At 69.9% G+C, this 25,893-nt stretch carries 25 protein-coding genes and 1 pseudogene; 21 read left to right on the forward strand and 5 right to left on the reverse strand.

All coding sequences use genetic code 11. From position 1 onward, the window contains the following. Nucleotides 1-2: 2 nt before the first annotated feature. The 6 genes from BLV72_RS21910 to BLV72_RS21940 all read left to right on the forward strand — a co-directional run bounded on the left by BLV72_RS21910 (nucleotide 3) and on the right by BLV72_RS21940 (nucleotide 7,443). Entirely contained in the window at nucleotides 3-2,753 is a 2,751-nt protein-coding gene (locus BLV72_RS21910) for a bifunctional YncE/alkaline phosphatase family protein (protein ID WP_093464292.1), read from the forward strand. Between the two features lie 961 nt (nucleotides 2,754-3,714). Continuing rightward, nucleotides 3,715-4,053: a MerR family transcriptional regulator gene (locus BLV72_RS21920; protein ID WP_093464293.1), complete on the forward strand. Its 339-nt coding sequence runs from the start codon at nucleotides 3,715-3,717 to the stop codon at nucleotides 4,051-4,053. A gap of 542 nt (nucleotides 4,054-4,595) precedes the next feature. Then, complete coding sequence (locus BLV72_RS21925; RefSeq protein ID WP_093464295.1) at nucleotides 4,596-4,799, forward strand: cold-shock protein; 204 nt, start codon at nucleotides 4,596-4,598, stop codon at nucleotides 4,797-4,799. A 326-nt stretch (nucleotides 4,800-5,125) separates the two neighbouring features. Continuing rightward, on the forward strand, nucleotides 5,126-6,637 hold the full coding sequence (locus tag BLV72_RS21930) for a DEAD/DEAH box helicase (protein ID WP_093464297.1): 1,512 nt from the start codon (nucleotides 5,126-5,128) through the stop codon (nucleotides 6,635-6,637). Between the two features lie 46 nt (nucleotides 6,638-6,683). Next, nucleotides 6,684-7,082 (forward strand): CBS domain-containing protein, encoded by a 399-nt coding sequence (locus BLV72_RS21935; protein ID WP_093464298.1) that lies wholly within the window; start codon nucleotides 6,684-6,686, stop codon nucleotides 7,080-7,082. 49 nt (nucleotides 7,083-7,131) lie between these two features. Continuing rightward, on the forward strand, nucleotides 7,132-7,443 hold the full coding sequence (locus tag BLV72_RS21940; RefSeq protein ID WP_093464300.1) for an SCO5918 family protein: 312 nt from the start codon (nucleotides 7,132-7,134) through the stop codon (nucleotides 7,441-7,443). 112 nt (nucleotides 7,444-7,555) lie between these two features. Here BLV72_RS21940 and BLV72_RS21945 read toward each other — a convergent pair whose 3' ends face one another. Together BLV72_RS21945 and BLV72_RS21950 are read right to left on the reverse strand one after the other, a co-directional pair. Further along, entirely contained in the window at nucleotides 7,556-7,897 is a 342-nt protein-coding gene (locus BLV72_RS21945) for a hypothetical protein (protein ID WP_093470481.1), read from the reverse strand. 73 nt (nucleotides 7,898-7,970) lie between these two features. After that, a pseudogene (locus BLV72_RS21950) lies at nucleotides 7,971-8,081 on the reverse strand (DUF397 domain-containing protein); the annotation flags it as partial. A 116-nt stretch (nucleotides 8,082-8,197) separates the two neighbouring features. Here BLV72_RS21950 and BLV72_RS52050 point away from each other — a divergent pair. Further along, nucleotides 8,198-8,410: a hypothetical protein gene (locus BLV72_RS52050; protein ID WP_425288573.1), complete on the forward strand. Its 213-nt coding sequence runs from the start codon at nucleotides 8,198-8,200 to the stop codon at nucleotides 8,408-8,410. Beyond that, on the forward strand, nucleotides 8,407-8,658 hold the full coding sequence (locus BLV72_RS21960; RefSeq protein WP_093464304.1) for a hypothetical protein: 252 nt from the start codon (nucleotides 8,407-8,409) through the stop codon (nucleotides 8,656-8,658). Before BLV72_RS52050 ends, BLV72_RS21960 begins: the two co-directional genes overlap by 4 nt. A gap of 90 nt (nucleotides 8,659-8,748) precedes the next feature. Here BLV72_RS21960 and BLV72_RS21965 read toward each other — a convergent pair whose 3' ends face one another. After that, nucleotides 8,749-10,101: a M14 family metallopeptidase gene (locus tag BLV72_RS21965; RefSeq protein WP_093464306.1), complete on the reverse strand. Its 1,353-nt coding sequence runs from the start codon at nucleotides 10,099-10,101 to the stop codon at nucleotides 8,749-8,751. A 126-nt stretch (nucleotides 10,102-10,227) separates the two neighbouring features. On the opposite strand from BLV72_RS21965, the gene BLV72_RS21970 reads away from it, so the two are divergent. Continuing rightward, entirely contained in the window at nucleotides 10,228-11,070 is an 843-nt protein-coding gene (locus tag BLV72_RS21970) for a S1 family peptidase (RefSeq protein ID WP_093464307.1), read from the forward strand. A gap of 83 nt (nucleotides 11,071-11,153) precedes the next feature. Here the strand turns inward: BLV72_RS21970 and BLV72_RS21975 are convergent, their stop codons facing one another. After that, nucleotides 11,154-12,164 (reverse strand): chitinase, encoded by a 1,011-nt coding sequence (locus BLV72_RS21975; RefSeq protein WP_093464309.1) that lies wholly within the window; start codon nucleotides 12,162-12,164, stop codon nucleotides 11,154-11,156. Between the two features lie 214 nt (nucleotides 12,165-12,378). Continuing rightward, complete coding sequence (locus BLV72_RS21980; protein WP_093464310.1) at nucleotides 12,379-14,085, reverse strand: chitinase; 1,707 nt, start codon at nucleotides 14,083-14,085, stop codon at nucleotides 12,379-12,381. 281 nt (nucleotides 14,086-14,366) lie between these two features. Between BLV72_RS21980 and BLV72_RS21985 the strand changes: the two genes are divergently transcribed. The 12 genes from BLV72_RS21985 (at nucleotide 14,367) to BLV72_RS22035 (ending at nucleotide 25,827) form a co-directional block, all read left to right on the forward strand. After that, a complete protein-coding gene (locus BLV72_RS21985; RefSeq protein WP_093464312.1) occupies nucleotides 14,367-15,269 on the forward strand; it encodes a hypothetical protein in 903 nt (300 codons plus the stop codon). A 26-nt stretch (nucleotides 15,270-15,295) separates the two neighbouring features. Then, a complete protein-coding gene (gene cpaB, locus BLV72_RS21990; protein WP_093464313.1) occupies nucleotides 15,296-16,000 on the forward strand; it encodes a Flp pilus assembly protein CpaB in 705 nt (234 codons plus the stop codon). A gap of 16 nt (nucleotides 16,001-16,016) precedes the next feature. Next, a complete protein-coding gene (locus BLV72_RS21995; RefSeq protein ID WP_093464315.1) occupies nucleotides 16,017-17,759 on the forward strand; it encodes an AAA family ATPase in 1,743 nt (580 codons plus the stop codon). A 178-nt stretch (nucleotides 17,760-17,937) separates the two neighbouring features. Next, complete coding sequence (locus BLV72_RS22000) at nucleotides 17,938-18,402, forward strand: TadE/TadG family type IV pilus assembly protein (protein ID WP_093464316.1); 465 nt, start codon at nucleotides 17,938-17,940, stop codon at nucleotides 18,400-18,402. Continuing rightward, on the forward strand, nucleotides 18,399-19,895 hold the full coding sequence (locus BLV72_RS22005) for a TadA family conjugal transfer-associated ATPase (protein ID WP_093464318.1): 1,497 nt from the start codon (nucleotides 18,399-18,401) through the stop codon (nucleotides 19,893-19,895). Before BLV72_RS22000 ends, BLV72_RS22005 begins: the two co-directional genes overlap by 4 nt. Before the next feature lie 8 nt (nucleotides 19,896-19,903). After that, nucleotides 19,904-20,842 (forward strand): type II secretion system F family protein, encoded by a 939-nt coding sequence (locus BLV72_RS22010; protein WP_093464319.1) that lies wholly within the window; start codon nucleotides 19,904-19,906, stop codon nucleotides 20,840-20,842. A gap of 36 nt (nucleotides 20,843-20,878) precedes the next feature. After that, nucleotides 20,879-21,766 carry a DUF5936 domain-containing protein gene (locus BLV72_RS22015; RefSeq protein WP_093464321.1) on the forward strand — a complete coding sequence of 296 codons (888 nt, stop codon included), beginning with the start codon at nucleotides 20,879-20,881 and terminating at the stop codon, nucleotides 21,764-21,766. 290 nt (nucleotides 21,767-22,056) lie between these two features. Then, nucleotides 22,057-22,206 (forward strand): hypothetical protein, encoded by a 150-nt coding sequence (locus BLV72_RS48005; protein WP_162496074.1) that lies wholly within the window; start codon nucleotides 22,057-22,059, stop codon nucleotides 22,204-22,206. 8 nt (nucleotides 22,207-22,214) lie between these two features. Next, nucleotides 22,215-22,934: a pilus assembly protein TadG-related protein gene (locus BLV72_RS22020; RefSeq protein WP_093464322.1), complete on the forward strand. Its 720-nt coding sequence runs from the start codon at nucleotides 22,215-22,217 to the stop codon at nucleotides 22,932-22,934. Between the two features lie 42 nt (nucleotides 22,935-22,976). Next, nucleotides 22,977-23,558 carry a hypothetical protein gene (locus BLV72_RS22025; RefSeq protein ID WP_093464323.1) on the forward strand — a complete coding sequence of 194 codons (582 nt, stop codon included), beginning with the start codon at nucleotides 22,977-22,979 and terminating at the stop codon, nucleotides 23,556-23,558. Nucleotides 23,559-23,566: 8 nt separating this feature from the next. Continuing rightward, nucleotides 23,567-24,202, forward strand: coding sequence for an OmpA family protein (locus tag BLV72_RS22030; RefSeq protein WP_093464325.1), 636 nt, complete (start codon nucleotides 23,567-23,569; stop codon nucleotides 24,200-24,202). 329 nt (nucleotides 24,203-24,531) lie between these two features. Then, nucleotides 24,532-25,827, forward strand: coding sequence for an SLC13 family permease (locus tag BLV72_RS22035; RefSeq protein WP_208905696.1), 1,296 nt, complete (start codon nucleotides 24,532-24,534; stop codon nucleotides 25,825-25,827). Nucleotides 25,828-25,893 lie beyond the last annotated feature (66 nt).

The following is a 25,893-nucleotide window of genomic DNA, read 5'->3' on the forward strand; positions in this document are numbered from 1 at the left end:
CAATGCAGGTGACTCGCCGCCGCAAACTCGTCGAGGAAGCCCGGATCAACCTCATCAGCAGACGCATCGGCCGCCGGATACCGCTGTTGACGGCGGGCACCACCGCTGTCGCCCTCGTGGCCGCCGGCACGGCGCTCGCGCAGACCCACCAGTTCGGCACGGAGCAGGTCGGTCAGGTCACCAAGAATGGCCAGGTCGTCTCCAGCAACCAGTACATCGCCCCGTACGGCGACCGTCTCGTCATCAACCAGGGCAAGATCATGTCGTCCTCGGTCAGCCCGGACGGCACGCACATGGCCGCCTCGGTCACCGACGGTGGCGCGGCCCTGGCCATCGTGGACCTGAAGAACTGGAAGACGCAGCAGCTCGTCAGCAACGCCGCGTCGTCGAACCCCCGCATCAGCAGCAACAACGTGGGCCAGGAAGGCCCGACGTACTCGCCCGACGGCAAGCAGCTGTGGCTGGGCCAGCCGGACGGCTACACCGTGTTCTCCGTGAACGCGGACGGCAGCGTCTCCAGCCCGCGGACCGTCACCATCCCGGCGGACGGCTCCCAGCACGCCCTGGTGGGCGAGGCCGTGTTCTCGGCCGACGGCAAGACCGTGTACTCCGCGGTCAACGGCCAGAACCGGGTCGTCTCCATCGACGCGGCGACCGGGACCATCAAGCAGAGCTGGGCCGTGGGCAACGCCCCGCGCGACATGACCGTCGTCGGCGACAAGCTCTACGTCAGCAACGAGGGTGGCCGCCCGGCCAAGCCCGGCGAGCCCACGATCAACTCCTACGGTACGCAGGTACTCGCCGACCAGAAGACCGCTGCCACCACCAGCGGCACGGTCAGCGTCATCGACCTGGCGAACCAGGACGCCGCGGTCTCCAGCATCGAGGTCGGTCTGCACCCGACCGCCGTATACGCCAAGAACGGCGTGGTGTTCGTCACCAACACCGCCGACAACAATGTGTCGGTCATCGACACGGCGAAGGACAAGGTCGTCCAGACCATCTCCACCCAGCCATGGGCCAAGGCCCGGGTGGGTTACGAGCCCGACGCGGTGACCCTCACCGACGACGGTCACCTGCTGGTGACCCTCGGCCGCGCCAACGCCGTCGCCGTCTACAAGTTCACCTCCGCGCAGGAGCCGGTCAGCTACGTCGGCCTGCTCCCCACGGACTACTTCCCCTCGGAGATCACCACCTCCGGCAACGAGGTGTACGTCTCCAACACCCGTGGCATCGACGCCCGCCGTAAGGCCACCGGCGGTCACGCCACCCACGACACGACGTCGAGCGTGCAGAAGTTCGCCCTGCCCGACGACAGCGTGATCAGGTCCTACACCGGCAAGGTCTTCAAGCAGAACGGCTGGAACGGCGAGTCCCTCAAGAAGGCCGACGGCACCCAGGCCAAGCCGGTGCCGGTCCCGGTCAAGCTCGGCGACCCCTCGACGATCAAGCACGTCTTCCTGCTCGTCAAGGAGAACCGGACCTACGACCAGGTCTTCGGCGACATATCGAAGGGCAATGGCGACCCGTCGCTGACCGAGTTCGGCGAGAACGTCACGCCGAACCAGCACGCCCTGGCCGAGCAGTTCGGCCTGTACGACAACACGTACGACATCGGCACCAACTCCGCCGAGGGTCACAACTGGCTGATGCAGGCAGACAACCCGGAGTACACCGAGTCCTCGGCCGGTGAGTACACCCGCAGCTACGACACCGAGGACGACGCCCTCGGCCACCAGAAGACCGGCTTCATCTGGACCGGTGCTCAGGCGGCCCACAAGTCCGTCCGGAACTTCGGTGAGTTCCAGCAGTTCCTGACCAAGCCGTCGGGCGCAAGCTGGCAGAACCTGTACTGCGACACCAAGAACATGGCGGCGACCGGTCAGGACACCGCCTACCCGCTGAACTCGACCTCGCCGATCCCGTCGCTCAACGACGTGTCGGTGCACGGCTTCCCGAAGTTCGACACCAGCGTCCCGGACGTCTACCGGGCACAGATCTGGAAGAAGGACTTCGAGAAGAACGGTCCGGCGAACCTGAACATGTTCTGGCTCTCGAGCGACCACACCGGTGGCCCGGTGAGCCCCGCCTCCCAGGTCGCGGACAACGACCTCGCCGTGGGCCGGATCGTCGACGAGATCTCGCACAGCAAGTACTGGAAGGACTCGGCGATCTTCGTCGTCGAGGACGACTCCCAGGCGGGTCTCGACCACGTCGACGGCCATCGTGCCCCCGTCCAGATCATCAGCCCCTGGGCCAAGCACGGCGCGGTGGACAGCCACTACTACTCGCAGATCAACATGGCGCGGACCATCGAGCAGATCCTCGGGATCCAGCCGATGAACCAGAAGGACACCGCGGCCACCCCGATGGCCTCGGCGTTCACCCAGCGCCCGGACTTCACGCCGTTCAAGGCGCTGCCCAACCGGACCTCGCTGACCGACGGGGTGAAGACCCCGCCGTCCTGTGGTCTGGACACCCCCGCGGCGCAGAGCCTGAAGGCGGCGGCCGTGCCGTCGGCCTCGGTGCCGACGGACATGAAGAACGTCGCCGCCCAGTGGGACCGGTGGAAGTCGAAGCAGCGGCTGACCGGTCCCAACGCCGTTCCGGACTACGCTCCCCCCGCCCAGATGAACCACCTCACGTGGTACGCGACGCACAACTGGGCGAGGCCGTACCCGGGTGAGAAGAAGATCTACGCTCCTCAGGACGTGCCGGGCGCCTACATCCCGTCGGCGGAGAACGACGGCTGACGCCAGCTCAAGTGACAGGCGGCCCCTGGCCGGCATCATCGCCGGTCAGGGGCCACCTGCGGTGTGGCCCGCACCCTCTGCGGCGAGGCCGGCGCCTGGTCACACCACGCAACCCTCACCACCCGAGATGGTTGACCATGGGCCAGCCGAAACCTCCGGTGCCACCGTGCAGGTCGGCGCCGCGCCTGGCTGTAACGGGACCGCCGGGTACTCGTCCCGTGGCCTGTGCCGACTATCTCTCCACCTGGGTCACGAAAATCTATCCTGGCTGGAGTAGACATTGGGCGGTGGCGTGGTTATGGTTTCTCTCGTAGCCAGAGAGACAGCAGGGCCCGGAGACACGAACTGCCGGGCAGCGTTAACCGCAGTTGCAGTACGCAGGACGGTGCGGCGGTGGAGTTTCGAAGCCAGGGTTGTTGCAGGATGGCGACGGGACTGGCGGCCGGACCAGGTGGCCCGCAGTGATCAGGGGCCGCCGCGAGCAGTACCGCAGTTCACGCAGTAGCAGTACTCAGCAGTGAAGTTAAGTGAGCGGCACCTCGGTGAAGGCGTCGGCTGCGGACGCGCGCACCGGGAGGTTCGGCAGTGGGGTTCTAAGCCAGAGCAGACGCAGGACGGGCAACGGGGCTGGCTGCCGGAGAGTGGTGCTGTGACAGGCCACCGAGCAATGCGCAGGACAGTAGTAGGTAAGTGATTGATCCCAGAGGGAAGAACGGAGGAGCCAGGCGCCATCAGGATCGCCCGGGCGGAGTCTTGAGCCCGGGTACCGCAGGACATCGATAGTGAGGTGGTCTCCGGTCAAGCAACCGCGATCCCCGCAGCCCCGACAACTTCCAGGTCGGGTCAGCGGACACAGAAGGCCGGCGTAGTACCAGGGCCGGCAGATGGTGTAGCAGTTCCTTCGGGGCCCGGGTGCCATACGGCACCCGGGCCCCTCCATCCGTTCCACAGAGAGGTGCAAATGACAGCAGGCGAATCGTTCAGCCGTCTCGACGACGACGACTATCCCGCCTACACGATGGGCCGGGCCGCCGAAATGCTCGGCACCACGCAGGGCTTTCTCCGCGCCGTCGGCGAAGCCCGCCTCATCACCCCGCTGCGTTCCGAGGGCGGCCACCGGCGCTACTCCCGCTACCAGTTGCGCATCGCCGCCCGCGCCCGGGAGCTCGTCGACCAGGGCACGCCCATCGAGGCCGCCTGCCGCATCGTCATCCTCGAAGACCAGCTCGAAGAAGCCCAGCGCATCAACGCCGAGTACCGCCGCGCCGCCGCCTCAGAGAACCCGACGACCGCAGGCTGAGGTGGTCCGGTCCCGCCTGCGCGCGGAGCATACTGCGGGCCGGGCCCCGGGCGGGCTGCCCTCCCGACTGGTACGCCACGAACGATGGTCAACGGCCGTCAGACGATGGTGGCGGGATCCAGGGCATGCGCGAGCGGCCATGAACGCGTCGGGACGCGCCCATGGGCCGCCGTCGGGCGGAGGAGGGCACCGCCGCAGTAGTCGCGCCCGCCGAGCCGTATGTGACGACCGCTCTTGCTGGAACACTGTGTCGCGTGTGGGGCAATATCTATTGCCGCCAGACGAGGGTTAAATATGTCGCGCGGACAGTGTGTTTATCGTAGCGAACGAATTCGCTCCATCGGCCGTACGCGGGCCACTGCCGCATGCTACTGTCGATCTCAGTTGCAGTTGTGGTTCCCAAAAACTTCAACGCTCACGCCGGCATTTAGCTGCGGGAAGCGTTTTTATTTCCGGTTTTTCTCCGGGCGGGGCATCATCGCGGCGACCCGGTGTCCGTGGATTGCGGGTGCCGGCGTACTGCCCCACAAGGAGATATTTACATGGCGTCTGGCACTGTGAAGTGGTTCAACGCGGCCAAGGGCTTCGGCTTCATCGAGCAGGATGGTGGAGGTCCTGACGTGTTCGCCCACTTCTCGAACATCGCTGCCCAGGGCTTCCGCGAGTTGCTCGAAGGGCAGAAGGTCACCTTCGACATCGCACCGGGCCAGAAGGGCCCGACGGCCGAGAACATAGTTCCCGGCTGACGCTGACGCGCACCCCGTAGCTGGGGGCCCGCATCCCTCGGGTGAGGGCCCCAGCTACGGGGATTTCCGTCAGTGATGCCTCCTGTGGGACAGAACCGCTCCCAGCTCTTCTCCGGGGTGCGCCGCCTCTCCCGGGCCGCACCCATCGACGTCCGGCATCTCACGCCGATATTACGTCACCCATTTCATCACCTGCGTCCCGCAGCGGATTCACTGCATGGCGTCTTCGCTTTCGCATTCCATTTCGGCCCGTTCTCGTGATTCCCCGCGCTGCACTTCCGCTGCGGGAATTCCTTGATACGTGCCGTATCAAGGAAGGTTCTCAAATGAACCCCACACGTACGAACGACCGCACCTCCCGGACCCGCCGCACCAGGGCCGCTTTCAACTCCGGCACCGGTTCGGGCCGGGGCAATCGCTTCGGCTCGCCCGCCCCGAGCCGGTCAGGGCGCCCGAGCCGCTCGGGCGGCCACGGTCGGCGGCCCGCCGCGGTCCAGGGCGAGTTCGCCCTGCCGAAGACGATCACTCCCGCGCTGCCCGCGGTCGAGGCTTTCGCCGACCTCGACATGCCCGCCCAGCTGCTGGCCGCGCTGACCGCGCAGGGCCTGAGCGTCCCGTTCCCGATCCAGGGTGCGACCCTGCCCAACACCCTCGCGGGCCGCGACGCCCTGGGACGCGGGCGCACCGGATCCGGCAAGACCCTCGCCTTCGGCCTGGCTCTGCTGGCCCGCACCGCAGGCCGGCGCGCCGAGCCCCGCCAGCCGCTGGCCCTGGTCCTCGTCCCGACGCGTGAGCTGGCCCAGCAGGTGACCGACGCACTCACCCCCTACGCCCGCTCGGTGAAGCTGCGCCTGGTCACCGTCGTCGGCGGAATGTCGATCGGCAGGCAGGCAGGCGCGTTGCGGGGCGGCGCTGAAGTCGTCGTCGCCACGCCGGGCCGGCTCAAGGACCTCATCGACCGCGGTGACTGCCGGCTGAACCAGGTTGCGATCACCGTCCTGGACGAGGCCGACCAGATGGCCGACATGGGCTTCATGCCCCAGGTCACGGCACTCCTGGACCAGGTGCGCCCCGAGGGCCAGCGGATGCTGTTCTCCGCCACCCTCGACCGCAACGTCGACCGCCTGGTCCGCCGCTACCTCACCGACCCCGTCGTCCACTCCGTCGACCCGTCGGCGGGCGCCGTCACCACGATGGAGCACCACGTGCTCCACGTGCAGGGCGCGGACAAGCACCGCACGACCACCGAGATCGCGGCCCGCGACGGCCGGGTGATCATGTTCCTGGACACCAAGCACGGCGTCGACCGGCTCACGCAGGACCTGCTGAACAGCGGAGTGCGGGCCGCCGCCCTGCACGGCGGCAAGTCGCAGCCCCAGCGCACCCGGACCCTGGCCCAGTTCAAGACCGGACACGTCACCGTGCTCGTGGCCACGAACGTCGCCGCCCGCGGTATCCACGTCGACGACCTCGACCTCGTCGTCAATATCGACCCGCCGACCGACCACAAGGACTACCTCCACCGCGGCGGCCGCACCGCGCGGGCCGGCGAGTCGGGCAGCGTCGTCACCCTGGTCACCCCCAACCAGCGCCGCGACATGACCCGCCTCATGACCGCCGCCGGCATCGTGCCCCAGACCACCCAGATCCGCGTCGGCGAAGAGGCCCTGAGTCAGATCACCGGCGCCCAGGCACCCTCCGGCATCCCCGTCACGATCACCGCGCCGGCGGCCGAGAAGCGCAAGCGCAGCGCATCCTCACGCGGCCGACGCAGCCCCGCCTCTGCTGCCCGACGCAGGACCGTACGACAGACCTCCTTCGACGCGGCGGCGGCCTAGAAACTCCGTGATCAGGAAACTGACCCACCACTGCCGGAGGCACCTTTTGACGCTGGTTCAGATGCAGCCCCGCTCGACGAACGTCACCCCAACACACCAGACTGCCGCGGACGCCATGGACACAGGCGCACTGCAAGTCTGCGACGACATGACCATCGAAGTCGCCCTGTCCGTCATGGCCGGCGCCCGCACCGGGCACCTGTTCGTCTGCGACAACGACGGCCTGTGCACCCAACTGGTCACCCAGGCCCAGCTCACCGCGGTCCGTGACAGCCCCGCGTACACGGACCGGGTCCAACTGCGCGACATCCCCGATGGCGGTGGGCCGTTCACCTCACCCGTGACCACGACCGCCGAAGCCGAGCACGCAGCCCTGGACCGCCGACTCGCCGCACTGCCGGTCGTCGAAGACCAGGACAGCACACGGGGCGTCCTCGCCCACTGAACCGCCTCACCGCGGTAGAACTACCCCCTTCTTCTCCCTGTGAGGCATCATGCGCTGTATCATCGCCCGCTTCCCGTTCGACCTCACCAAGAGCGGCGTCCTGGAATCCATGAAGGGCATCAAGCCCGAACAGATCATCGGCGAGTCCGTGATCATCGGCCGCCGCACCTACCCGGTCAAGCAGGTCGGGCAGGCCATCACGCGCCAGGACCGCCGCGATTTCAGCGCCGGTGAAGTTCTCCGGGCCATGACCCAGCTCGGCTTCACCTGCCCCGGCCTCCGCCGGACAGCCGCGCCCACGCGTGTCCCCAGCCCAATCCAGCAGGCTTCCGCGATGCTCGCCGCCCCTGCCACCGTCTGACCGACGAGGGGGTGCGAGCCGCCATTAGAACAACAGTGAGGGTCCGACCGACACGTGCCGGTCGGACCCTCGCGGCGTTGCCGCGCGGTCCGTTAACTCGCAGCGTCGTATCTCACTGGTCGGAGTAGCTGAAGTCGCCCACGGTCCAAGCGCTGACGTCATCGATCGCCACGCGGTACATCCCGCCTGTCTCCGGGATCCCCACCGTGCCCTGCAGAATCCGCGCCACATGGAAATGCAGATGCGTGGGCGCCTTCTCCTCACACGTCGTAGCGGTGAAGACAGCCGAGAATCTATTGAGACTGGCCGAGTCCGCCAGGACCTCGGACACCCGCTGCCGCCAGACAGCTTCGGGAGCCGGCCGACCCGTGATGACAGCACCACCGGCGACCACAGTCAGAGTCATCTGGTTGCTGTGCCCGGACTCCACCAAGGTCGCGACATCAACCAGCAGACCGGCGCACGCACATGCAACGTCGAGGAAGAAACGACAAAGGATGCCGTTCGGCGCTGGGAGTTTGGGTGGCTCAGGTGGTGGGGAACTCCCCGCGCTTGACGCCGGAGACGAACGCCGACCAGGCGGACGGCTCGAATACGAGCGCCGGGCCATGGGGATGCTTGCTGTCGCGGACGGGGACATCGTCGCCTGCTGCCGTGGACGGACCCTGACGGCAAGCCGTGTTATCTGGCGTCGGACGACGGGAACAGCCCGCTGAGCCGACGTGCGGACGCGATCGAGGCCGTACAGATGTCCATGGGGACCGAACTCCTCCGGCACGCCCGAGCGCTGCTGGACGCCCCCAGGGACGGCAGGCGAGAACTGCGCTACCTCGCGGACCGGTTGTGTGAGGCCCTGCGCGATGTGTTGCGGGTCGCCGAGAGCAGGGGCGCCCGACTGCCGTCGTACGGCGAAGGCGACGACCCGGACGTGGGCACGGCGCCTGGCGGCGCTGCGGGGGCGTCGTGACCGACTGGCGAATCAATCCCGTTCCGGGCCGGGGCCTGCGCCGGGTGAACGGTGGGGAACTCGCGTTGCCGCTCCAGATCAGCAGGGGCGGGCGGCATCAAGCCATCGCCGAGCTGGAGCTGACCCTCGCGGCGGCGGAGCAACTGCACGCGGCCCTGTGCTACGCGCTCGGTGAGCAGCCCCCGCCCGCCGATGCGCCCGAGTGCCGTCAGCCTGTCCGCTACCCAGGCAGCCGACAGCGGTACTGAAGGCGATCCCCCTCAGGGGCTTCGCGAGGTGCCGTCCCGGCGGTGTCCCCGCCGGGACGGCGTCCGCGTGCCATACGGTGTCGGCTCGGCTCAGGCGCAGTACTGCGCTTCCTTGCCGATCGAGCGGTACATGCAGTCCGCGTTCTCCACGAGTTGGAGCACCGCGTCGCGGTTGCGGCTGGTTTCGCGGTCGATGACCTCGTCGGGCGGGTAGAAGCCGCCGGCGCCGCTGGAGGTCGGGTACATCTCGAAGGTGTAGGCGAAGACCTTCTGGGTGCCCCACAGATAGTCGTCGATCGCGCCGTCGGTGATGTAGAGCTCGCTGGACTGCTCGGGGGTGTAGCCGTTGCTCGCCGCCATCTTCCTGCCGACCGCGGCGAAGGCGTCGTAGTCGTCCCGCGTCATGCCGGTGGTGGTTTCGTCGTACGTCCAGCCGAAGGGCCACAGCACCAGTTCGCTGTAGGTGTGGAAGTCGATCGCCGCCTTGATCTGCTGCTTGCCGTTTACTACCCGGCTGCGGGCGAAGTCGGCGACGACCTTCACCTCGGGGGCGGAGGCGGCGCGGGGGCCGCGGTAGGTCTCCGAGCCGGGGGAGCCGGAGGAGCCGCCGCAGCAGCCCCACTTGAAGTCCCAGTTGCGGTTGAGGTCGGTGCCCACGGACGAGGAGCCGGAGTTGGGCTGGCGGTTCTTGCGCCAGCTGCGGTAGGAGCCGGTGGCGATGTCGTACTCGCCGCCGTCCGGGTTCACATCCGGGACGATCCAGATCTCCCGGCCGTTGACCGCGCCTGTGATCCGGGAGTCGCTGCCGTAGCCCTCGGTGAACTGCCGCACCAGATAGAGCGCCATCTCCACCGTAAGGTGCTCACGGGCGTGCTGATGGGCGGTGAAGAGAACCTCGGGCTCGCTCTCGTCCGAGGCCACATTGTCGCTGATCTTGAGGGCGACGATGTCGCGGCCTTCGTACGACTTTCCGATGACGCGCTTGCTGAGGATCGACGGATACTTGGCCACCGCCGCGTTGATCTCGGCGTTCGCTTCGGCGTAGTTGTGGTACTTCGCGTCGCCCGAGGGGAAGTCGAACGGCTTGGTGGCCCTGCCCGCACCGCGGTCGGGCGGGCCCTGGAGCGCGGTGAGCCGGTAGCCGAGCCCGCGCAGCCGCGTCGCCTGCGCCGCGTCGGCGGTGACGACCAGGGAGCGGGCGTCGACCTCGTCGATGGAGACGCCGGTGGCGGCGACGGCGGAGCGGTCGGCCCGGGTGGCGGGACCGGAGACCTCGTACTGCCGCACGTTCTCGTCGGCGCTTTGGGCAGTGGGTGACGCGGTGCGGTCGGTGCCGGGCCGTGGGGCGGGATCGTCGGCCTGAGCTGCCATGGGGGCGGCGAGTGCGAGGGTGAGCAAGGCGGTGAGGGCGGTGGCCCGTCTACCGCGGATGCGACGTCGCATGACATCTCCTGGGGGGTGAAGGGCGAGCGACTGCTGCGCCAGTGTTCGGCCATGCGCATGACATGCGCAAGGGTGGGAAATGGTCGAAGCCGAAGGAATCTCTCATCGAGGGAAGGAACCCCCCGCATGAACAGATCTCTCGTCGGTGCGTTCTCGGCCCTGTTGTTGGGCGGCGCGACCCTCGTCGGCGCGGGCGCGGCGCCCGCGGCGGCCGCATCCCCCGCCAAGGCCCCGAAGGCCGTCACCTTCGCGGGCACCGTGGCGCTCAGCAACTGCTCCGGCTCCGTCGTCCGGACGCCGGGCTCGGCCGACACCGACCCCGCGCTCGTGCTCTCCAACGGCCACTGCCTGGAGAGCGGCTTCCCCGGCGCGGGAGAGGTGATCGTCGACCAGCCGTCGACCCGGAGCTTCACCCTGCTGACCGCTTCGGGTGGCAGCGCCGGCACCGTACGCGCGAGCAAGGTCGCGTACGCGACGATGACCGACACCGACATCTCGCTGTACCGGCTGACGTCCACATACGCCCAGATCCAGTCGGCGTACGGCATCAAGGCGCTGCAGCTGTCGGACAGCCACCCGACCCAGGGCTCCGCCATCAATGTGGTCTCCGGCTACTGGAAGAAGATCTACTCCTGCAATATCGACGGATTTGCATACCGGCTTAAGGAGGGGGAGTGGACCTGGAAGGACTCGGTCCGCTACACCTCCGCCTGTAACACGATCGGCGGAACCTCGGGCTCTCCCGTCGTCGACCCGGCGTCCGGCAAGGTCGTGGCCGTGAACAACACGGGCAACGAGGACGGCGGCCGCTGCACCCTGAACAACCCGTGCGAGGTGGACGAGAACGGCACGGTGACGGTGCGCCAGGGCATCAACTACGCCCAGGAGACCTACGGCATCACCAAGTGCGTGACCACCGGCAACAAGATCGACTTGAACCTGGCGGGGTGTGCGCTGCCCAAGCCGTAGCGAACACCAGTACGCCGGTGCGCCCCGCATGGCGTGAGCGGGGCGCACCGGCGTACGTCGAACTGTCGTTCGTGTCTGAGGGTCTACAGCCCGTGGACGTGCGGGCCGACCGCCTTGGACCACGCGTTGCCCGCCGCCGCGTCCCAGTTGGTGGACCAGGTCATCGCGCCGCGGATGCCGGGGTAGGTCTTGGACGGCTTGAAGGAGCCGCAGCCGGTGCCCTTGGCGAGGCAGTCGAGGGCGTCGTTGACGACACCCGGCTCGACATAGCCGGAGCCGGCGCCGCTGGTGGAGGCGGGCACTCCGATGCCGACCTGCGACGGGTCGAGGCCGTTCTCGAGCTGGATGCAGGCGAGGGCGGTGAGGAAGTCGACCGAGCCCTGGGAGTAGACCTTGCCGTCACAGCCCAGCATCGAGCCGCTGTTGTAGTACTGCATGTTGACCACCGTCAGGAAGTCCTTGATCCCCAGGGCGGTCTTGAAGTACTCGGTGGACGCCGACTGCATGTCGATCGTCTGCGGCGCCATGGTGACCACGACATCGCTCTTCTTGTCGTGGACGGCCTTGAGGGCCTTGGTCATGTAGGTGGAGTTGACACCGTTCTCCAGGTCGATGTCGACGCCGTTGAAGCCGTACTTGTCCATCAGGCCGGTGATGGAGGAGGCGAAGGCGTCGGCCGAGGCGTCGTCGCTGACCGAGATGGTGCCCTTCTCGCCGCCGACGGAGATGATCACGGACTTCCCGGCCGCCTGCTTGGCCTTGATGTCGTCCTTGAACTGCTGCTCGTCGCTGTAGCCGGTGGCGGGGTCGAGCTTGAAGTCGACCGCTCCGGGGGAGCCGGTGGCGTCCGCGAAGGCGACCGCGATGATGTCGTAGTCGTCCGGGACGTCCGAGAGCTTCTGGGCTGTCGCGCCGTTGTTGAAGTTCTGCCAGTACCCGGTGACGGCGTGCTCGGGGACGGCGGCGGCGTGCTGCTTGGCGTCGGAGTGGTCCTCCGACGCGTTGGCCGAGCCGGCGGATATCAGACCTCCGGCGGCGATGGCGACGACTGCGGCGGCTCCGAGCAGCCGCTTGGTGAACTGTGCGCGTACCACGACAGCCTCCGTACGTGGGGGGAGATGTGGGGGAGGTGGTGCGAGTGCGCGTTCAGGGGCCCCTGTGGCGTGCGTATAAGGTGGTCCAGACCAATGCCGTTGTCAACCCCGCGCGACATCTTCCCTGCCCATGAGGGTGAAAAATGCGGATGAGGGGGCCGAGCGCTTGCGCCCCGGCCCCTTGGCCCATCCCCGCAGGAGGGGCCGCGTCACGCTACGGCAGACCGTGCACCTTGGGGCCCACCGCGTTCGACCACGCGTTGCCCGCGGTGGCGTCCCAGTTGGTGGACCAGGTCATCGCGCCGCGCAGACCCGGGTACGTCCGGGCCGGTTTGAAGGAGCCGCAGTTCGTGCCGCGGGCCAGGCAGTCCAGGGCGTTGTTCACGATCGCCGGGGAGACATAGCCGCTGCCCGCGCCGCGCGTCGAGGCGGGCAGGCCGAGGCCGACCTGGGACGGCGACAGACCGCCCTCCAACTGGATGCAGGCGAGGGCGGTGAGGAAGTCGACCGACCCCTGGGAGTACACCTTGCCGTCACAGCCCAGCATCGAACCGCTGTTGTAGTACTGCATATTGACCACCGTCAGGATGTCCTTGATGTTCAGCGCCGTCTGGAAGTAGGCGCCCGACGTGGACTGCATGTCGATGGTCTGCGGGGCCATGGTGATCACCAGGCCGGACCCGGCCTTCGCCGACAGGGAGCGCAGCGCCTGGGTCATATAGGTGGCGTTGAGGCCGTTCTCCAGGTCGATGTCGACGCCGTTGAAGCCGTACTCGCGCATCAGGGCGTAGACCGAGTCGGCGAAGTTGTTCGCGGACGCCGAGTCGTTGATGGACACCGTGCCGTTCTGGCCGCCGATCGAGATCACGACGGACTTCCCGGCCGCCTGCTTGGCCTTGATGTCGTCCTTGAACTGCTGCTCGCTGCCGTAGCCGACGGCGGGGTCGAGGGTGAAGTCGACGGCCCCGGGGGTGCCGGTGGCGTCCGCGAAGGCGACCGCGATGATGTCGTACTGGTTCTGGACGTCGCGCAGCTTCTGCACGGCCGCGCCGTTGTTGAAGTTCTGCCAGTAGCCGGTGACCGCGTGCTTGGGCACGGTGCCGCCCCCGTCGCCTCCGGTTGTGGTCGTGCCGGTGACGGCGGACGACCTGGGCGACTCGCCCGCCGCGTTGGTCGCGGTGACCTGGAACTGGTACGAGGTGGAGGCCGCCAGACCCGTCACGGTCGCCGAAGCGCCGCTCACCGACTGCACCTTGGAGCCGTCGCGGTAGACGTTGTAGCCGGTCGCGCCGGTGACCGGGGACCAGGACAGATCGATGGAGGACGAGGTGGCGCCGCCGGTCCGCAGCCCGCTCGGCGCGCCCGGTACCGGGTCGCCGGGGTCGCCGCCGGGGCCGGCCAGGCTGATGTCGTCGGCGTAGTAGGCGGGCTGGCCGTACCAGCCGTGGGTGTAGACGGTCACCGAGGTGGTGCTCGCGCCGGTGGTGAAGCTGGTGCTGAGCTGCTGCCAGCCGGGCGCCGAGGGTGTCCAGGTCGAGACGTCGGTGGTGCCGGTGCCGCTGGCGCCGAGGTAGACATAGCTGCCCTGGACCCAGGCGCTCAGCGTGTACGAGGAGTTGGGCTTGACGGCCACGGTCTGGGCGCAGCGGGCGTGGTCCGTGCCCGCCGGGGTGGCCTTGAGTGCGGCCGAGCCGCCGTGGACGGGGCTCGCGACCGTGGTGCCGCTCCCGGCGGAACAGGTCCAGCCGCTGAGGCCGGACTCGTAGCCGGGGTTCTGGGCGAGGTTGGCGGCGGCGCCCGCGGCGGTGCCGCCGAGGGCGACCAGACCGGTGGCGCCCAGGGCGATGGTGGCGAATGCGCTGGTCAGCCGGGCGAGGGTGCGTCTGAGTCGGGTGGGGCGGGGGTGTGCGGCACGGTCCATGACTGCCTCCGTGGGGGAATCCGTTGGGAAGCCGGTGTGAAGGAGGAGATTGCGGACGGTGGCCACCGTATGAACGTAAAGTGGTCCAGACCAATAACCTTGTCAAGAGGATGCGCGGACTCCGCATCGGACCCGGGGTGCGTAACCCAGAGGAACTGTTCTCTCACGCCGTTTTCGTGGATAAAGTGACGACGCACCAGGACAGGGGCAGTAATGAGACAGGGGCAGTAGAGACCTGTGGCCGCCGCCGCTCGGCGCCGATGTGAGACGGGGTAGCCGACGTGCCCACCGCGATAGCAGTCACCGGCCGTGAGCTGGTGCTTCCGCCGCCCGACGGGCAGACCCCGTCGGCCGTCGTGCTCCGCCCGCCGGACGCACAGTCACTCGACGACGCCCTCGCCGAGGTCGGGACCCTCCTCGACCAGCAGGGCTATCTCGTCGTGCTCTATCCCGCCGCGACCCCCGCGGCCGTGGTCCGCCGGCTCCATATCGTGCGCTCCGTCCTGGAGAGCGACCGGATGGCGCTGCTGCCGCTCGAACTGCCCCCGCTGGCCGTCGCCGTACTGGCCCGTCAGCTCCGTCAGCTGTCCATATCCGACTTCAGCCCCGGTGTTCTGGCGTGCGCCGCCCGGCTGCTCTCCCACTACATCCACGCGGGCGCCCTGCTGGGCAGCGTCGCCCGGCTGGACCGGGTCCCGGTCAGCCTCACCTCGCACGTCAAGTCCTGGGTGCCCGGCTCCCACTTCGGGGTGCTCGCCCACCCCACCCCGCGGCTGGTCAAGGTCGGCGGCGCGGCCGAGCTGCCCGCCCCCGGATACGTCACCTCCATGACCGTCGCCCGGGGCCAGCTCAACAGCCATGGCTACGGGGGCGGCGCGGGTAACGACGACTGGGTCACCGGCGCCCTCGCCCCCGCCTGGGGCGTACGGGGCGTGGAGGAGGTGCCGCTGCCCGCCGAATCGGCGCGCTGGTGGGGCACCCCGAAGCTGATCGAGTTCGCCGCGGCCATCCCCGACCTCTCGGTCCTCTACCAGCTCGTGGCCTCCGTAAGGAGAGAGGAATGCCACTGGTGCGGTTTCGAACTCATCGGTGACCGCTGTGCCTTCTGCTCCTGCCCGGTGGCGCGCGGCGATGAGATCCCCGCACTGCTCACGTCCCCACGTCCCGCCCTGACCAGCCGGTAACGTCCCCGAACGAGGTTGTGCGTCCCATGAATTCACGCCAGCGCCGCGGAGTCATCCTGCTGCTCCTGTCGGTCCTGTGCGCCGTCGGCGCCTTCGCCGGAGTGCTCTCCGTCGTCAACGACGTGGAGTCGAAGGTCGGCCCCGAGACCACCGCCTACAAGCTCACCTCGGACGTCCAGCCCTACAAGGCGCTGGACGCGGGGGAGTTCGAGAAGGTCTCGATGCCCAAGCGCTATGTGCCCTCCACCGCCGTCACCGATCTCGACGAGCTACGCGGGAAGATCGCGGTGACCCAGCTCACCAAGGGGTCGCTGCTGCAACGGGACATGATCGCGAACCGGCCCGCCCTGAAGCCCGGGCAGCAGGAGATCGCCATCATGATCGACGCGGCCACCGGTGTCGCGGGCAAGATCACCCCGGGTGCGAAGGTCAACATCTACGCGACCTTCGAGGGCGACTCCCAGGGCGAGGAAGCGGTCTCCAAGCTGATCGTCGCGGGCGCCGAGGTGCTCGACCTCGGCAAGATCACCGCCCTGGAGCCCAACCAGGACGACAAGCGGCGGATCGACGAGGCCGTACCGATCACCTTCGCGCTCGACACCAAGAACGCACAGCGCGTGGCCTACGCCGAGTCCTTCGCCTCGCATGTGCGGCTCGCGCTGGTCGCCCCCGGCGGAGGCACCTCCATAGGCCCCGGCGACCGCACCTACACCCTCGACGGCGACAAATGAGTGAGGAGGTGCCGCGGTGACGATCAGGATTCTGCCGGCCGTCGGCGACCCCGACGCCGCCCGCTCCCTGAGCGGGCTGCTCGGCCAGCTGCCCGGTGTCGAACCCTCGGCGCCGGTCGGCGACTCGACCCTGCTGCTCGACACCCTCGCCTCGCTGGCCGCCGCCTCCCTGGAGGAGCTGCCGGAGGTCGTCCTCGTCCATGAGCGCATCGCCCCGGCCCCGGCGCTGGAGCTGATCCGCGAGATCGCGCTGCGCTTCCCGGCGGTGGGCGTTGTGCTGGTGACCGCCGACGCGGGGCCCGCGCTGTACTCGGCCGCCATGGACGCCGGGGCCCGCGGCATCGCCGGGATACCGCTGTCGTACGACGAGCTGGCGGCCCGCGTCCAGGGCGCCGCCCAGTGGGCCACGGGCGTGCGGCGCCATCTCGGGGGCGGCGGCGATCCGTTGGCCGCCGGGCCCGGCGGCAAGCTGGTCGCGGTCGCGGGCGCCAAGGGCGGGGTGGGCACCACCGTGACCGCCGTGCAGCTCGCGCTCGCCGCGCGGGCCGCGGGCCGTAAGGTCGCGCTCGTCGACCTGGACCTGCAGTCCGGGGACATCGCCTCCTACCTCGACGTCCAGTTCCGGCGCTCGATCGCCGATCTGGCACAGATCAGCGACATCTCGCCCCGGGTGCTCCAGGACGCGGTGTTCACCCACCAGACCGGGCTCGGGCTGCTGCTCGCGCCGGGCGAGGGCGAGCGCGGCGAGGAGGTGACCGACCGCACCGCCCGCCAGGTCATCGGCGCGCTGCGGTCGCGCTTCGAGCTCGTGGTCGTCGACTGCGGTACGCAGATGACCTCCGCGGGCGCCGCCGCCGTGGAGATCGCGGACATCGCGCTGCTGGTGACCACCCCGGACGTGGTCGCGGTGCGCGCCGCCAAGCGCATGGTCCGGCTGTGGGACCGGCTCCAGATCCGCAAGGCGGAGGAGACCGTGACCGTGGTCAACCGGCACACCCGCAGCGCGGAGATCCAGCCGCAGCTCGTCCAGCGGGCCACCGGGACGACCGTGGCGCGCACGGCGATCCCGGCCGGCTTCAAGGAGCTGCAGCCCGCCGTCGACTCCGGCCGGATGCAGGACCTGGACGCCAAGTCGGCCGTCAAACAGGCGCTGTGGGGGCTGGCAGGTGAGCTGGGCCTGGTGGACGCCGCGCCCCCGGGCGGCGGCCGCCGCGCCGCCCACCGGGGCGGCCACGCGGCCGGGGGCGGCGGCGAGCGAGCCCTGCCCGGGCTGCGGCGGCGCCATGCCATAGAGGCGGGCGGCGACCCGGCGCAGGGCAGCGTGGGCGACGGCACCGACGCGCTCAACGAGATCCCCCCTCCGTCCACCAAGGGCTTCCTGCGCAAGCGGGGCGGCGACCGCGGCCAGGTGACGGTCGAGTTCCTCGGCGTCCTGCCGCTGGCGCTGATCGTGCTCGCGGTCGTCTGGCAGGTGGTGCTGGTCGGCTATACGTACTCGCTGGCGGGCAACTCGGCCGACAAGGGCGCCCGCGCGGGCGCCACCAAGGGCGCGGGCGCCTGCCAGGACGCGGCGAGCAAGGACATCCCCGGCTCCTGGAGCGCCGACATCGACTGCGGCGGCGGCGACGGCTCGGTCTACAAGGCCACGGTCAAGCTCCACGTCCCGATCCTCTTCCCGGGCGCCGCCGACTTCCCCTGGACGGTCACCGGGACGGCGGGCGCGGCGGACGAGAGCGACCTGGCGGGCGGTGGGGAGTGACATGAGCCGTCACCGGGAACCGGCACGCCGCCCCGCCGACGCGCGCCTTACGGTGGCGCGCGCCCCGTCGCGGGGCCGCGCCGGGGCGGGCACGCCCGCGGGTGGCGGGGTCGTGGCGCGGCGCCGTCCCGAGACGGTGGGTTCGCCGCCCAGTCGCGGGGCGGGCCGTCTCCCCTCCATGCTTCGCGGTGTCGTGACACCGCGCCACCGTGACCGTCCGGCCGCCGGGCGGGGCCGCGAACGGGGGTCGGCGTCCATCGAGTTCCTGGGGTTCCTGCCGATCCTCATCCTCGTCGCGCTCGCCGCCGTGCAGCTCGGCATCGCCGCGTACGCCGCCCAGCAGGCCGGGACCGCGGCGCGGGCGGCGGCGCGCACGGCGTCGCTGGACGAGCCGCGGACCAGCCCGCAGGCCGCCGGGGAGGCGGCGATCAGCGGGTGGCTGGCCGACGGCACCGGTATCAGCAGCGGCGGCTGCGGCGGCGGGGAGGCGCAGGCCACCGCGACCGTGGAGATCCCCTCCGTCATCCCCGGCTTCGACTTCGGCAGCGCCGAGAAGAGCGCCACGATGCCCTGCGACGACGGCGATGGCGGCGACGGCGGTACGGACAGCCCGGGGGCGGCGGCGATGGGAGGCGACCGATGAGCCTGCGGGCCCGTATCACCGCGCCCGAGGGGCCCGGCGAGGGCGGCGGCGGACGCCAGGACGGCCACCTCGTCTCCGCCTACCGCGCCAAGCTGCTCGAGGAGATCGACCTCGCGGAGATGTCCTCGCTCTCCACCGCCGAGCGCCGCTCCCGGCTGGAGCGCGTGCTCGGCCACATCATCAGCCGCGAGGGCCCGGTGCTCTCGACCACCGAGCGCTCCCAGCTCATCCGCCGGGTGGTGGACGAGGCGCTCGGCCTCGGGGTGCTCGAACCCCTCCTCGAAGACGCCTCCATCACCGAGATCATGGTCAACGGGCCGGACCAGATCTTCGTGGAGCGCTCCGGCCGGGTCGAGCAGGTCCCCGTCCGCTTCGCCTCCGAAGAGCAGCTCATGCAGACCATCGAGCGCATCGTCTCCACGGTCAACCGCCGCGTGGACGAATCGAATCCGATGGTCGACGCCCGGCTCCCGTCCGGCGAGCGCGTCAACGTGATCATCCCGCCGCTCGCCCTCACCGGCGCCACGCTCACCATCCGCCGCTTCCCCCGCGCCTACACCCTCCATGAGCTGATCGGCATGGGCACGCTGGACGAGCAGATGCTGATGCTGCTCGCGGCGCTGGTGCGGGCCAAGTTCAACGTGGTGGTCTCCGGCCCCACCGGCTCCGGCAAGACCACGCTGCTCAACGCCCTCTCCGGGCTGATCCCCGACGGGGAGCGCATCATCACCGTCGAGGACGCCGCCGAGCTGCAGTTGCAGCAGACCCATGTCATCCGGCTGGAATCCCGGCCGCCCAACGTCGAGGGCAAGGGCCGCATCACCATCCGCGACCTGGTCCGCAACTCACTGCGGATGCGCCCCGACCGCATCATCGTCGGCGAGGTGCGCGGCGGCGAGACCCTCGACATGCTCCAGGCCATGTCCACCGGCCATGACGGCTCGCTGGCCACCGTTCACGCCAACAGCGCCGAGGACGCGCTGATGCGGCTGCAGACGCTCGCCTCCATGTCGGAGGTGGCCATCCCCTACGAGGCGCTGCGGGACCAGATCAACAGCGCCGTGGACTGCATCGTCCAGCTCGTCCGGAACGCCGACGGATCCCGGCGGATCAGCGAGATCGCGCTGCTCGACAGCCACGGCCACGAGGCGTACCGCATCGCCACCGTCTGCCGCTTCGAGGCCCAGCCCATGGGCGCGGACCGGGTGGTGCACGGGCGGTTCGGCTACTTCCCGCTGCCGGAGCGGGTCGCGGAGCGGCTGCGGCTGGCGAGCGAATCGGTGCCACCGGCCTTCGGCGTGGCCGCCTTCCCGGCGCAACTGGCCACCCGCGCGGCCGGATACGACCCGTACGACCGACCGCCGCACGACCGGCCGCCACATGACAGGCCGCCACATGACAGGCCGCCGTTCGGTCGGCCCCCGCACGACCGACCCTCGTTCGACCCACCCTCGTTCGACCCACCCCCGTTCGACCCCAGGGACCGGAGGTAGCAGGGCCCATGGACCATCTCGCGACGGCCGCCCTCGGCGCGACGCTGGTGTGCGGCGCGCTGGGCGTCGTGGGCGTGCACACCTATGTCCGCGGCAAGGAGCAGCAGCGCGCGCTGATCGACCGGCTCTCGGAGACCGGCCCACTGCCGGGCACCGGCCGGGCGCGCCGCTTCGCCGGGGTCGACCGGCGGCTGCGCACCACCTCGCTCGGCCGGAAGCTGGAGCTGCGGCTGGCGGCGACGGGCCTGGAGATCACCCCGGGGGAGTTCTTCGTCTACACGGCGGGGGCGGCGGCCGGGCTGTGGCTGATCGCGGCGTCCTTCCTCGCGGCGTTCTTCGGCCCGATAGCGGCGGTGGTCGCCGTCTGGGGGTCCTTCGCGTTCCTGAGCTGGCAACGGCAGAAGCGGATAGAGCGCTTCATCAACCAACTGCCGGAGCTGTCACGGATCCTGGCCAACGCCACCCAGGCCGGGCTGGCGCTGCGCACCGCGCTCGGCATGGCGGCGGACGAGATGGAGGCGCCGGCGGGCGAGGAGCTGGCCAAGGTCGCGGCCAAGCTGGCCGTCGGCCACTCGATCGACGACGCGCTGGAGGAGCTGGCCGAGCGGCTGCCCTCCCGGGAGCTGGTGGTGCTGGTCACCACGCTGGTGCTGTCCAACCGCGCGGGCGGGACCGTGGTCAGCTCGCTGCGCAACCTCACCCAGACGCTGGAGGAGCGCAAGGAGACCCGGCGTGAGGTGCGCACCCAGCTCTCGCAGGTGACCGTCACCGCCTATGTCGTACCGCTGCTGGGGATCGGGACACTGCTGCTGATGAACCGGATCTCGGCCGGTTCGCTGGACCGGATGACCTCGTCCTTCTGGGGGCAGGCGGCGGTGGTCGTGGCCTTCTGCCTGTACGGGATCGGCTTCTTCCTCATCCGCCGCATGTCCAAGATCGACGTCTGAGAACGTCCACGACCGTCCGAGAGGGGACTCAGGGAGATGGCACTGCTGCTGGCGCTGGCGGCCGGTCTCGCGGTGGCGGGCATCGCCTACGGCATCGCGCTGTACCGCAGCGAGGCCAAGCTGCCCAGTGACCTGGCGGTGGCCCTGGAGGTCGGCTCCAGCCGGACGACCGCGGTCGGTTCGGCGGTCGATCGGCTGGGCATCCGCTACGCCCCGCTGGTGCTGCGGCTGATGGGCGAGAAGCGGGTGGCCAGGGTCCGCCGCCGGATCGATCTGGCGGGCAATCCGGGCGGTCTGACGGTGGACCGCTACGCGGCCCGGCGGGCGGTCTACGGCGCGCTCGGTTTCGGCGGCGCGCTGGTGATGCTGATCAGGGGTCAAGTCCTGCTGGCGCTGGTGCTGGTGGCGTTCGGGCTGTTCTGGATCGAGGTCGGCATCTGGGCGGCGGTGCGGGAGCGCAAGGACGCGATCGAGCGGACGCTGCCGGACTTTCTGGACGTTCTGGCCGTCGTGGTGAGCGCCGGATTGAGCTTCCGCCAGGCCCTGGACCGGGTCGCGGAGAAGTACGAGGGTCCCTGGGCGGATGAACTTCGCATCACACTTCGGCAAATGGACATGGGCGTCAGTCGCCGCCATGCGTTCGAGGAGCTACGTAAACGTAATGACTCGGAACAGGTCGCGCAGTTCGTCACCGCCCTTCAGCAGGGCGAGGAGCTGGGCGCTCCGATTGTCGAAACGCTGATCGCCATTGCGAATGACATGCGCCGCACGGACGCCCAGAACGCGCGGCGGCGCGCGGCGCGCGCGGTGCCGAAGGCGACCATGGTCATCACGACCTTCATGGTGCCCGGAACCATGGTGCTGCTCGTTGCGGGGTTCTTCATCGGTTCGGGCACCGACTTCGGCTCGGTGACAGGGGACTGACGGTCTCTTTTAGGTGAAGCTCCTTCGCGGCTGCAATTGAATGTGGGACAGTCGTCGACGGAGAACTCCTCGGTGGCGGGAGGGGGTGAGACGTATGCACGACCGGGGCCGGTCGTCACGTCCACGGTTCGAACGTGGTGAACGGGGAAGGCAATGCTTCCTGGGGCACTGTTCCGAGACGGTTGTTTCGGCGTACTTTGCTCGTGTCGCGAGCGACATCACGGGGGTTGAGTCGCCGGACCACAGTGGGACGGCAGCCCATGGAGGGGAACACAATGGGGAAGCGCGTCATGCGGAACGATCGGGGACAGACCTCGATCGAATATCTGGGCATCATCGCCGTGGTGGTGGCCATCGTGCTGGTCCTGTCGACCACGGACTTCGGCAGCATGATCGCGAATGCCATCTCCGACAAGATCTCACAGGTCGTCGGCATCTGACCGGTCCCGTGACAGCGCGCCGAGATCTCAGGAGCGACGCGGGGCAGGCATTTCCGATCTACATCACCGCGGTGGCGGCCCTGCTCTTCCTCGCGCTCGCCCTTTTCGCCGTCGGCCAGGCCGGAGCCACCCGCAACGGCGGACAGACCGCCGCCGACGCGGCGGCCCTCGCGGCCGCCCAGGACTACCGCGACCAGCTGCGCAAGGGGTTCCTGGAGGCGATCGCGAACGGCAGCGTATGGGACGACCTGCTGAACGGACGGGGGATCGGCACGGGTGACGCCTGCGAGCGGGCCCAGTGGTTCGCTCAGCAGAACGGTGCGGACCTCACGGGCCCGGGGTGCGTCCCGGGCTATCTCCCCACGTCCTTCACCGTCACCGTCAGGACGCAGAAGCCCGTGGGCAAGACCGTCATCCCCGGCACGGAGACCAAGCACGCGACGGCGATGGCCAAGGCGGTCGTCACCCCGCGCTGCACGGCCGAGCCGCCCGCCCCGCCGACCAAGGAGCCCGACGACGTCGGCCAGGGCGGCGGGAAGGGCGGGGACGGCGGTAAGGACGACGGCGACGGCGGTAAGGACGACGGCGACGGCGGTAAGGACGACGGCAAGGACGACAAGCCGCCCATCGACCTCCGCTGCGACGGACTCGACCTGACCATCGACCCGACGCGCCTCGACCTCTTCCCCGACGCCAAGGACCTCTTCTCCGTGCACCTTGCCGACTGACGGCCGACTGACGAGCGAACGAAGAGCAAAGGACAGCGAGCGATGAGCATTCGGCACACGACGAAGGCCCGGAGGGGGGCCGCCGCGACGGCGCTCGCCGCGGCCCTGGCCCTCGCCGTGGCCGGGTGCGGCAGCGGCGACGGCGACAAGAAGCCCGGCGACGGCGCGGACCGGACGTCGACCGCGCCCAAGGACGACGGCGAGGATCAGGAGCCCGCGGCGGACTCCTCCAAGACCATCGGCGAGATGAAGGGTCCCGGCGGGATCGTCGTCACCCTGCACTCCGCGGAGCGCGACGACGGCGGGTTCGTCACGGTGAACGCCACCGTCACCAACCACGGCAGCCGGCTCTTCAACGCGATCGACTGGCGCTCGAAGGAGACCGAGGTGAAGTCCCTGTCGTCCGTCTCCGGCGCGTCCCTGGTCGACGAGAAGGGCAAGAAGCGCTATCTCGTCCTCCGGGACACCGACGGCCAGTGCCTGTGCACCACGGGGCTCTCCGGGATCAAGCCCAATGAGAGCCGGCCGCTGTTCGCCCAGTTCCCGGCCCCGCCCAAGAGCGTCACGGAGGTCGACTTCCAGATCCCGACCATGCCGTCCGTCGGCATCACCCTCTCCGGATGAGCCGGGCCATGACACCGCAGACGACGGCCCGCCGCCCCGCGCGCCGCGGCTCCGTGCTCGCCGCGCTGGCCTCCACCGCGCTCCTGGTCACCCTCACCGCCCCGGCGCCGTCCGCCCACGCGGACAGCGGGCCCGGCGCGCCCGCCGACACCACTCCGCCCCTGAAGATCGACGCCAAGGACTCCGATCTGCGGATGCCCGAGGGCGCCGAGCTGGCGCCCGGCCGGGTCCTGGACATCAAGTCCGTGGTCGAGACGGACGACGGCGACGAGCGGCGGGAGGACACCAACGCCAAGGTGAAGTTCGCCCTCCAGGCCGAGGTGCTCTTCGGCAAGGACAGCGCCAAGCTGGGCGGCGAGGCGAAGGCCCGGATCAAGGAGATCGCCTCCGAGGCCGAGCGGCAGAACGCGAAGAGCGTCCGCGTCTTTGGCTTCACCGACGACCTGGGCTCCGCGGGCCATGGCATCGTGCTGTCGAAGCAGCGGGCCAACGCGGTGCAGCAGGCGCTCGCCGAGGACCTCGACCCCTCGGTCAACTACGAGATCCGGGGCTACGGCGAGCAGTACCCGATCGCGGACAACGCGAGCGAGGAGGGGCGGAAGCGCAACCGCCGGGTGGAGGTCAGCTTCCCCAGGACCGGGTGAGCCCCGGCTGACCTGCGGGTCTTTCCCCTCCCCGCCCCTTCCCGAAACTGGGGCTCCGCCCCAGACCCCGAACGTGGCTTCGCCCCTTCCCGCGGGTCGCCCCGGACTTCGAACGGGGCTTCGTCCCGGGTCCCGGACGAGGGCTTCGGCCCGGGCCCCGGACCGGGGGCTTCGTCTCTCCCCGCCGGATCGATATGCGGCTCCGCCGCGTGGGGGGGGCTCCGCCCCGGACCCCGGGTCCGGGGCGGAGCCCCAGTTTCGGGAAGGGGGCGGGGAGGGGAACGAGCCCGCCGCAGGCGGCGGTCCCGGTGCGCCATGCCGCATCATGGGTGTGCCGATCACGCCATCCGCCGGAGTCCGTCCTGAGTACCGCCGTCGCCGAGTCCCTTTCCGTCGTCCTGCTCCTCGGCGTCCTGGCCTTCGCGGTGGTGCGCCCCCGGGGTCTGCCGGAAGCGGTCGCGGCCGTGCCCGCCGCCGGGATCGTCGTGGCTGTCGGGGCGGTCTCGCCCGCCCGGGCCTGGGCGGAGACCCAGGAGCTGCTGCCCGTCGTGGGCTTTCTGGCCGCCGTACTGCTGCTGGCCCGGATGTGCGCGGACGAGGGGCTCTTCGAGGCGGCGGGCCAGGCCGTGGCGCGGGCCTGCGCGGGGCGTACGGACCGGCTCCTGGGCGGGGTGTTCGCGGTCGCGGCCGTCGTCACCGCCGTGCTGAGCCTGGACGCCACCGTCGTGCTGCTGACGCCCGTGGTGTTCGCCACGGCGGGCAAGCTCGGGGCGCGGTCCCGGCCGCATGTGTACGCCTGCGCCCATCTGTCGAACTCGGCGTCCCTGCTCCTCCCGGTCTCCAACCTCACCAATCTCCTCGCCCTTCAGGCCGGCGGGGTCTCCTTCACCCGTTTCGCCGTGCTGATGGGGCCCGCCTGGCTGCTGACCATCGGCATCGAGTACCTGGTCTTCCGCCGCTTCTTCGCCGCCGATCTGGCCGCCGGGACCACCGAGCCGCCGCCCGCCGACTGGCCCCGGGTGCCGGTCTTCGCGCTGACCGTGCTGCTGCTGACCCTCGCCGGGTTCGTCGGGACCTCGCTGGCGGGCCTCGACCCCCAGTGGGCGGCCTGGGCGGGCGCCCTCGTGCTCACCGTAAGGGCGCTGCGGCGCCGCGAGACGACCGTAAGGGGGGCCATCGGCGCGGCCGGGCCGCTGTTCTGCCTGTTCGTGCTGGCGCTCGGGGTGGTGGTGCAGGCCGTGCTGGCGGGCGGCCTCCAGGACGCGCTGACCCAGGTGCTGCCCACCGGGACGAGCCTGCCCGCGCTGCTCGGGATCGCGGCGGTCGCGGCGGTGCTGGCCAACCTCATCAACAACCTGCCCGCCGTGCTGGCGCTGCTGCCGATCGCCTCCGCGGGCGGCACCGGGCCCGTGCTCGCCGTGCTGATCGGCGTCAACCTGGGCCCCAACCTCACCTATGTCGGCTCCCTCGCGACCCTGCTGTGGCGGCGCATAGTGCACCACCACGAGCCGGACACCGGCTCCGACCTCGGGGTGTTCACCCGTCTGGGGCTGCTGACCGCACCGGCGACCGTGGTGGCCGCGACGGCGGCGATGTGGATGATGCTGAAGGTCACCGGAAGCTGAGAAGCACCGGAAGCCGAGAGGCGCCGGAAGCCGAGAAGCACCGGAAGCCGAGAGGCGCCGGAACGC

The sequence above is a fragment of the Streptomyces melanosporofaciens genome (genome assembly GCF_900105695.1).
Classification (GTDB): domain Bacteria; phylum Actinomycetota; class Actinomycetes; order Streptomycetales; family Streptomycetaceae; genus Streptomyces; species Streptomyces antimycoticus.

Excerpts from the sequence above, each read along its gene's own strand:
- BLV72_RS22015 (WP_093464321.1), top strand. The coding sequence starts at position 20,879 with ATGGCACTGCTGCTGGCGCTGGCGGCCGGTCTCGCGGTGGCGGGCATC.
- BLV72_RS22010 (WP_093464319.1), top strand. The coding sequence starts at position 19,904 with ATGGACCATCTCGCGACGGCCGCCCTCGGCGCGACGCTGGTGTGCGGC.
- BLV72_RS21920 (WP_093464293.1), top strand. The coding sequence starts at position 3,715 with ATGACAGCAGGCGAATCGTTCAGCCGTCTCGACGACGACGACTATCCC.
- BLV72_RS21910 (WP_093464292.1), top strand. The coding sequence starts at position 3 with ATGCAGGTGACTCGCCGCCGCAAACTCGTCGAGGAAGCCCGGATCAAC.
- BLV72_RS22000 (WP_093464316.1), top strand. The coding sequence starts at position 17,938 with ATGCTTCGCGGTGTCGTGACACCGCGCCACCGTGACCGTCCGGCCGCC.
- BLV72_RS21970 (WP_093464307.1), top strand. The coding sequence starts at position 10,228 with ATGAACAGATCTCTCGTCGGTGCGTTCTCGGCCCTGTTGTTGGGCGGC.
- BLV72_RS22030 (WP_093464325.1), top strand. The coding sequence starts at position 23,567 with ATGACACCGCAGACGACGGCCCGCCGCCCCGCGCGCCGCGGCTCCGTG.
- BLV72_RS22025 (WP_093464323.1), top strand. The coding sequence starts at position 22,977 with ATGAGCATTCGGCACACGACGAAGGCCCGGAGGGGGGCCGCCGCGACG.
- BLV72_RS22005 (WP_093464318.1), top strand. The coding sequence starts at position 18,399 with ATGAGCCTGCGGGCCCGTATCACCGCGCCCGAGGGGCCCGGCGAGGGC.
- BLV72_RS21980 (WP_093464310.1), bottom strand. The coding sequence starts at position 14,085 with ATGGACCGTGCCGCACACCCCCGCCCCACCCGACTCAGACGCACCCTC.
- BLV72_RS21965 (WP_093464306.1), bottom strand. The coding sequence starts at position 10,101 with ATGCGACGTCGCATCCGCGGTAGACGGGCCACCGCCCTCACCGCCTTG.
- BLV72_RS21925 (WP_093464295.1), top strand. The coding sequence starts at position 4,596 with ATGGCGTCTGGCACTGTGAAGTGGTTCAACGCGGCCAAGGGCTTCGGC.
- cpaB (WP_093464313.1), top strand. The coding sequence starts at position 15,296 with ATGAATTCACGCCAGCGCCGCGGAGTCATCCTGCTGCTCCTGTCGGTC.
- BLV72_RS21940 (WP_093464300.1), top strand. The coding sequence starts at position 7,132 with ATGCGCTGTATCATCGCCCGCTTCCCGTTCGACCTCACCAAGAGCGGC.
- BLV72_RS52050 (WP_425288573.1), top strand. The coding sequence starts at position 8,198 with ATGGGGACCGAACTCCTCCGGCACGCCCGAGCGCTGCTGGACGCCCCC.
- BLV72_RS21930 (WP_093464297.1), top strand. The coding sequence starts at position 5,126 with ATGAACCCCACACGTACGAACGACCGCACCTCCCGGACCCGCCGCACC.
- BLV72_RS48005 (WP_162496074.1), top strand. The coding sequence starts at position 22,057 with ATGCGGAACGATCGGGGACAGACCTCGATCGAATATCTGGGCATCATC.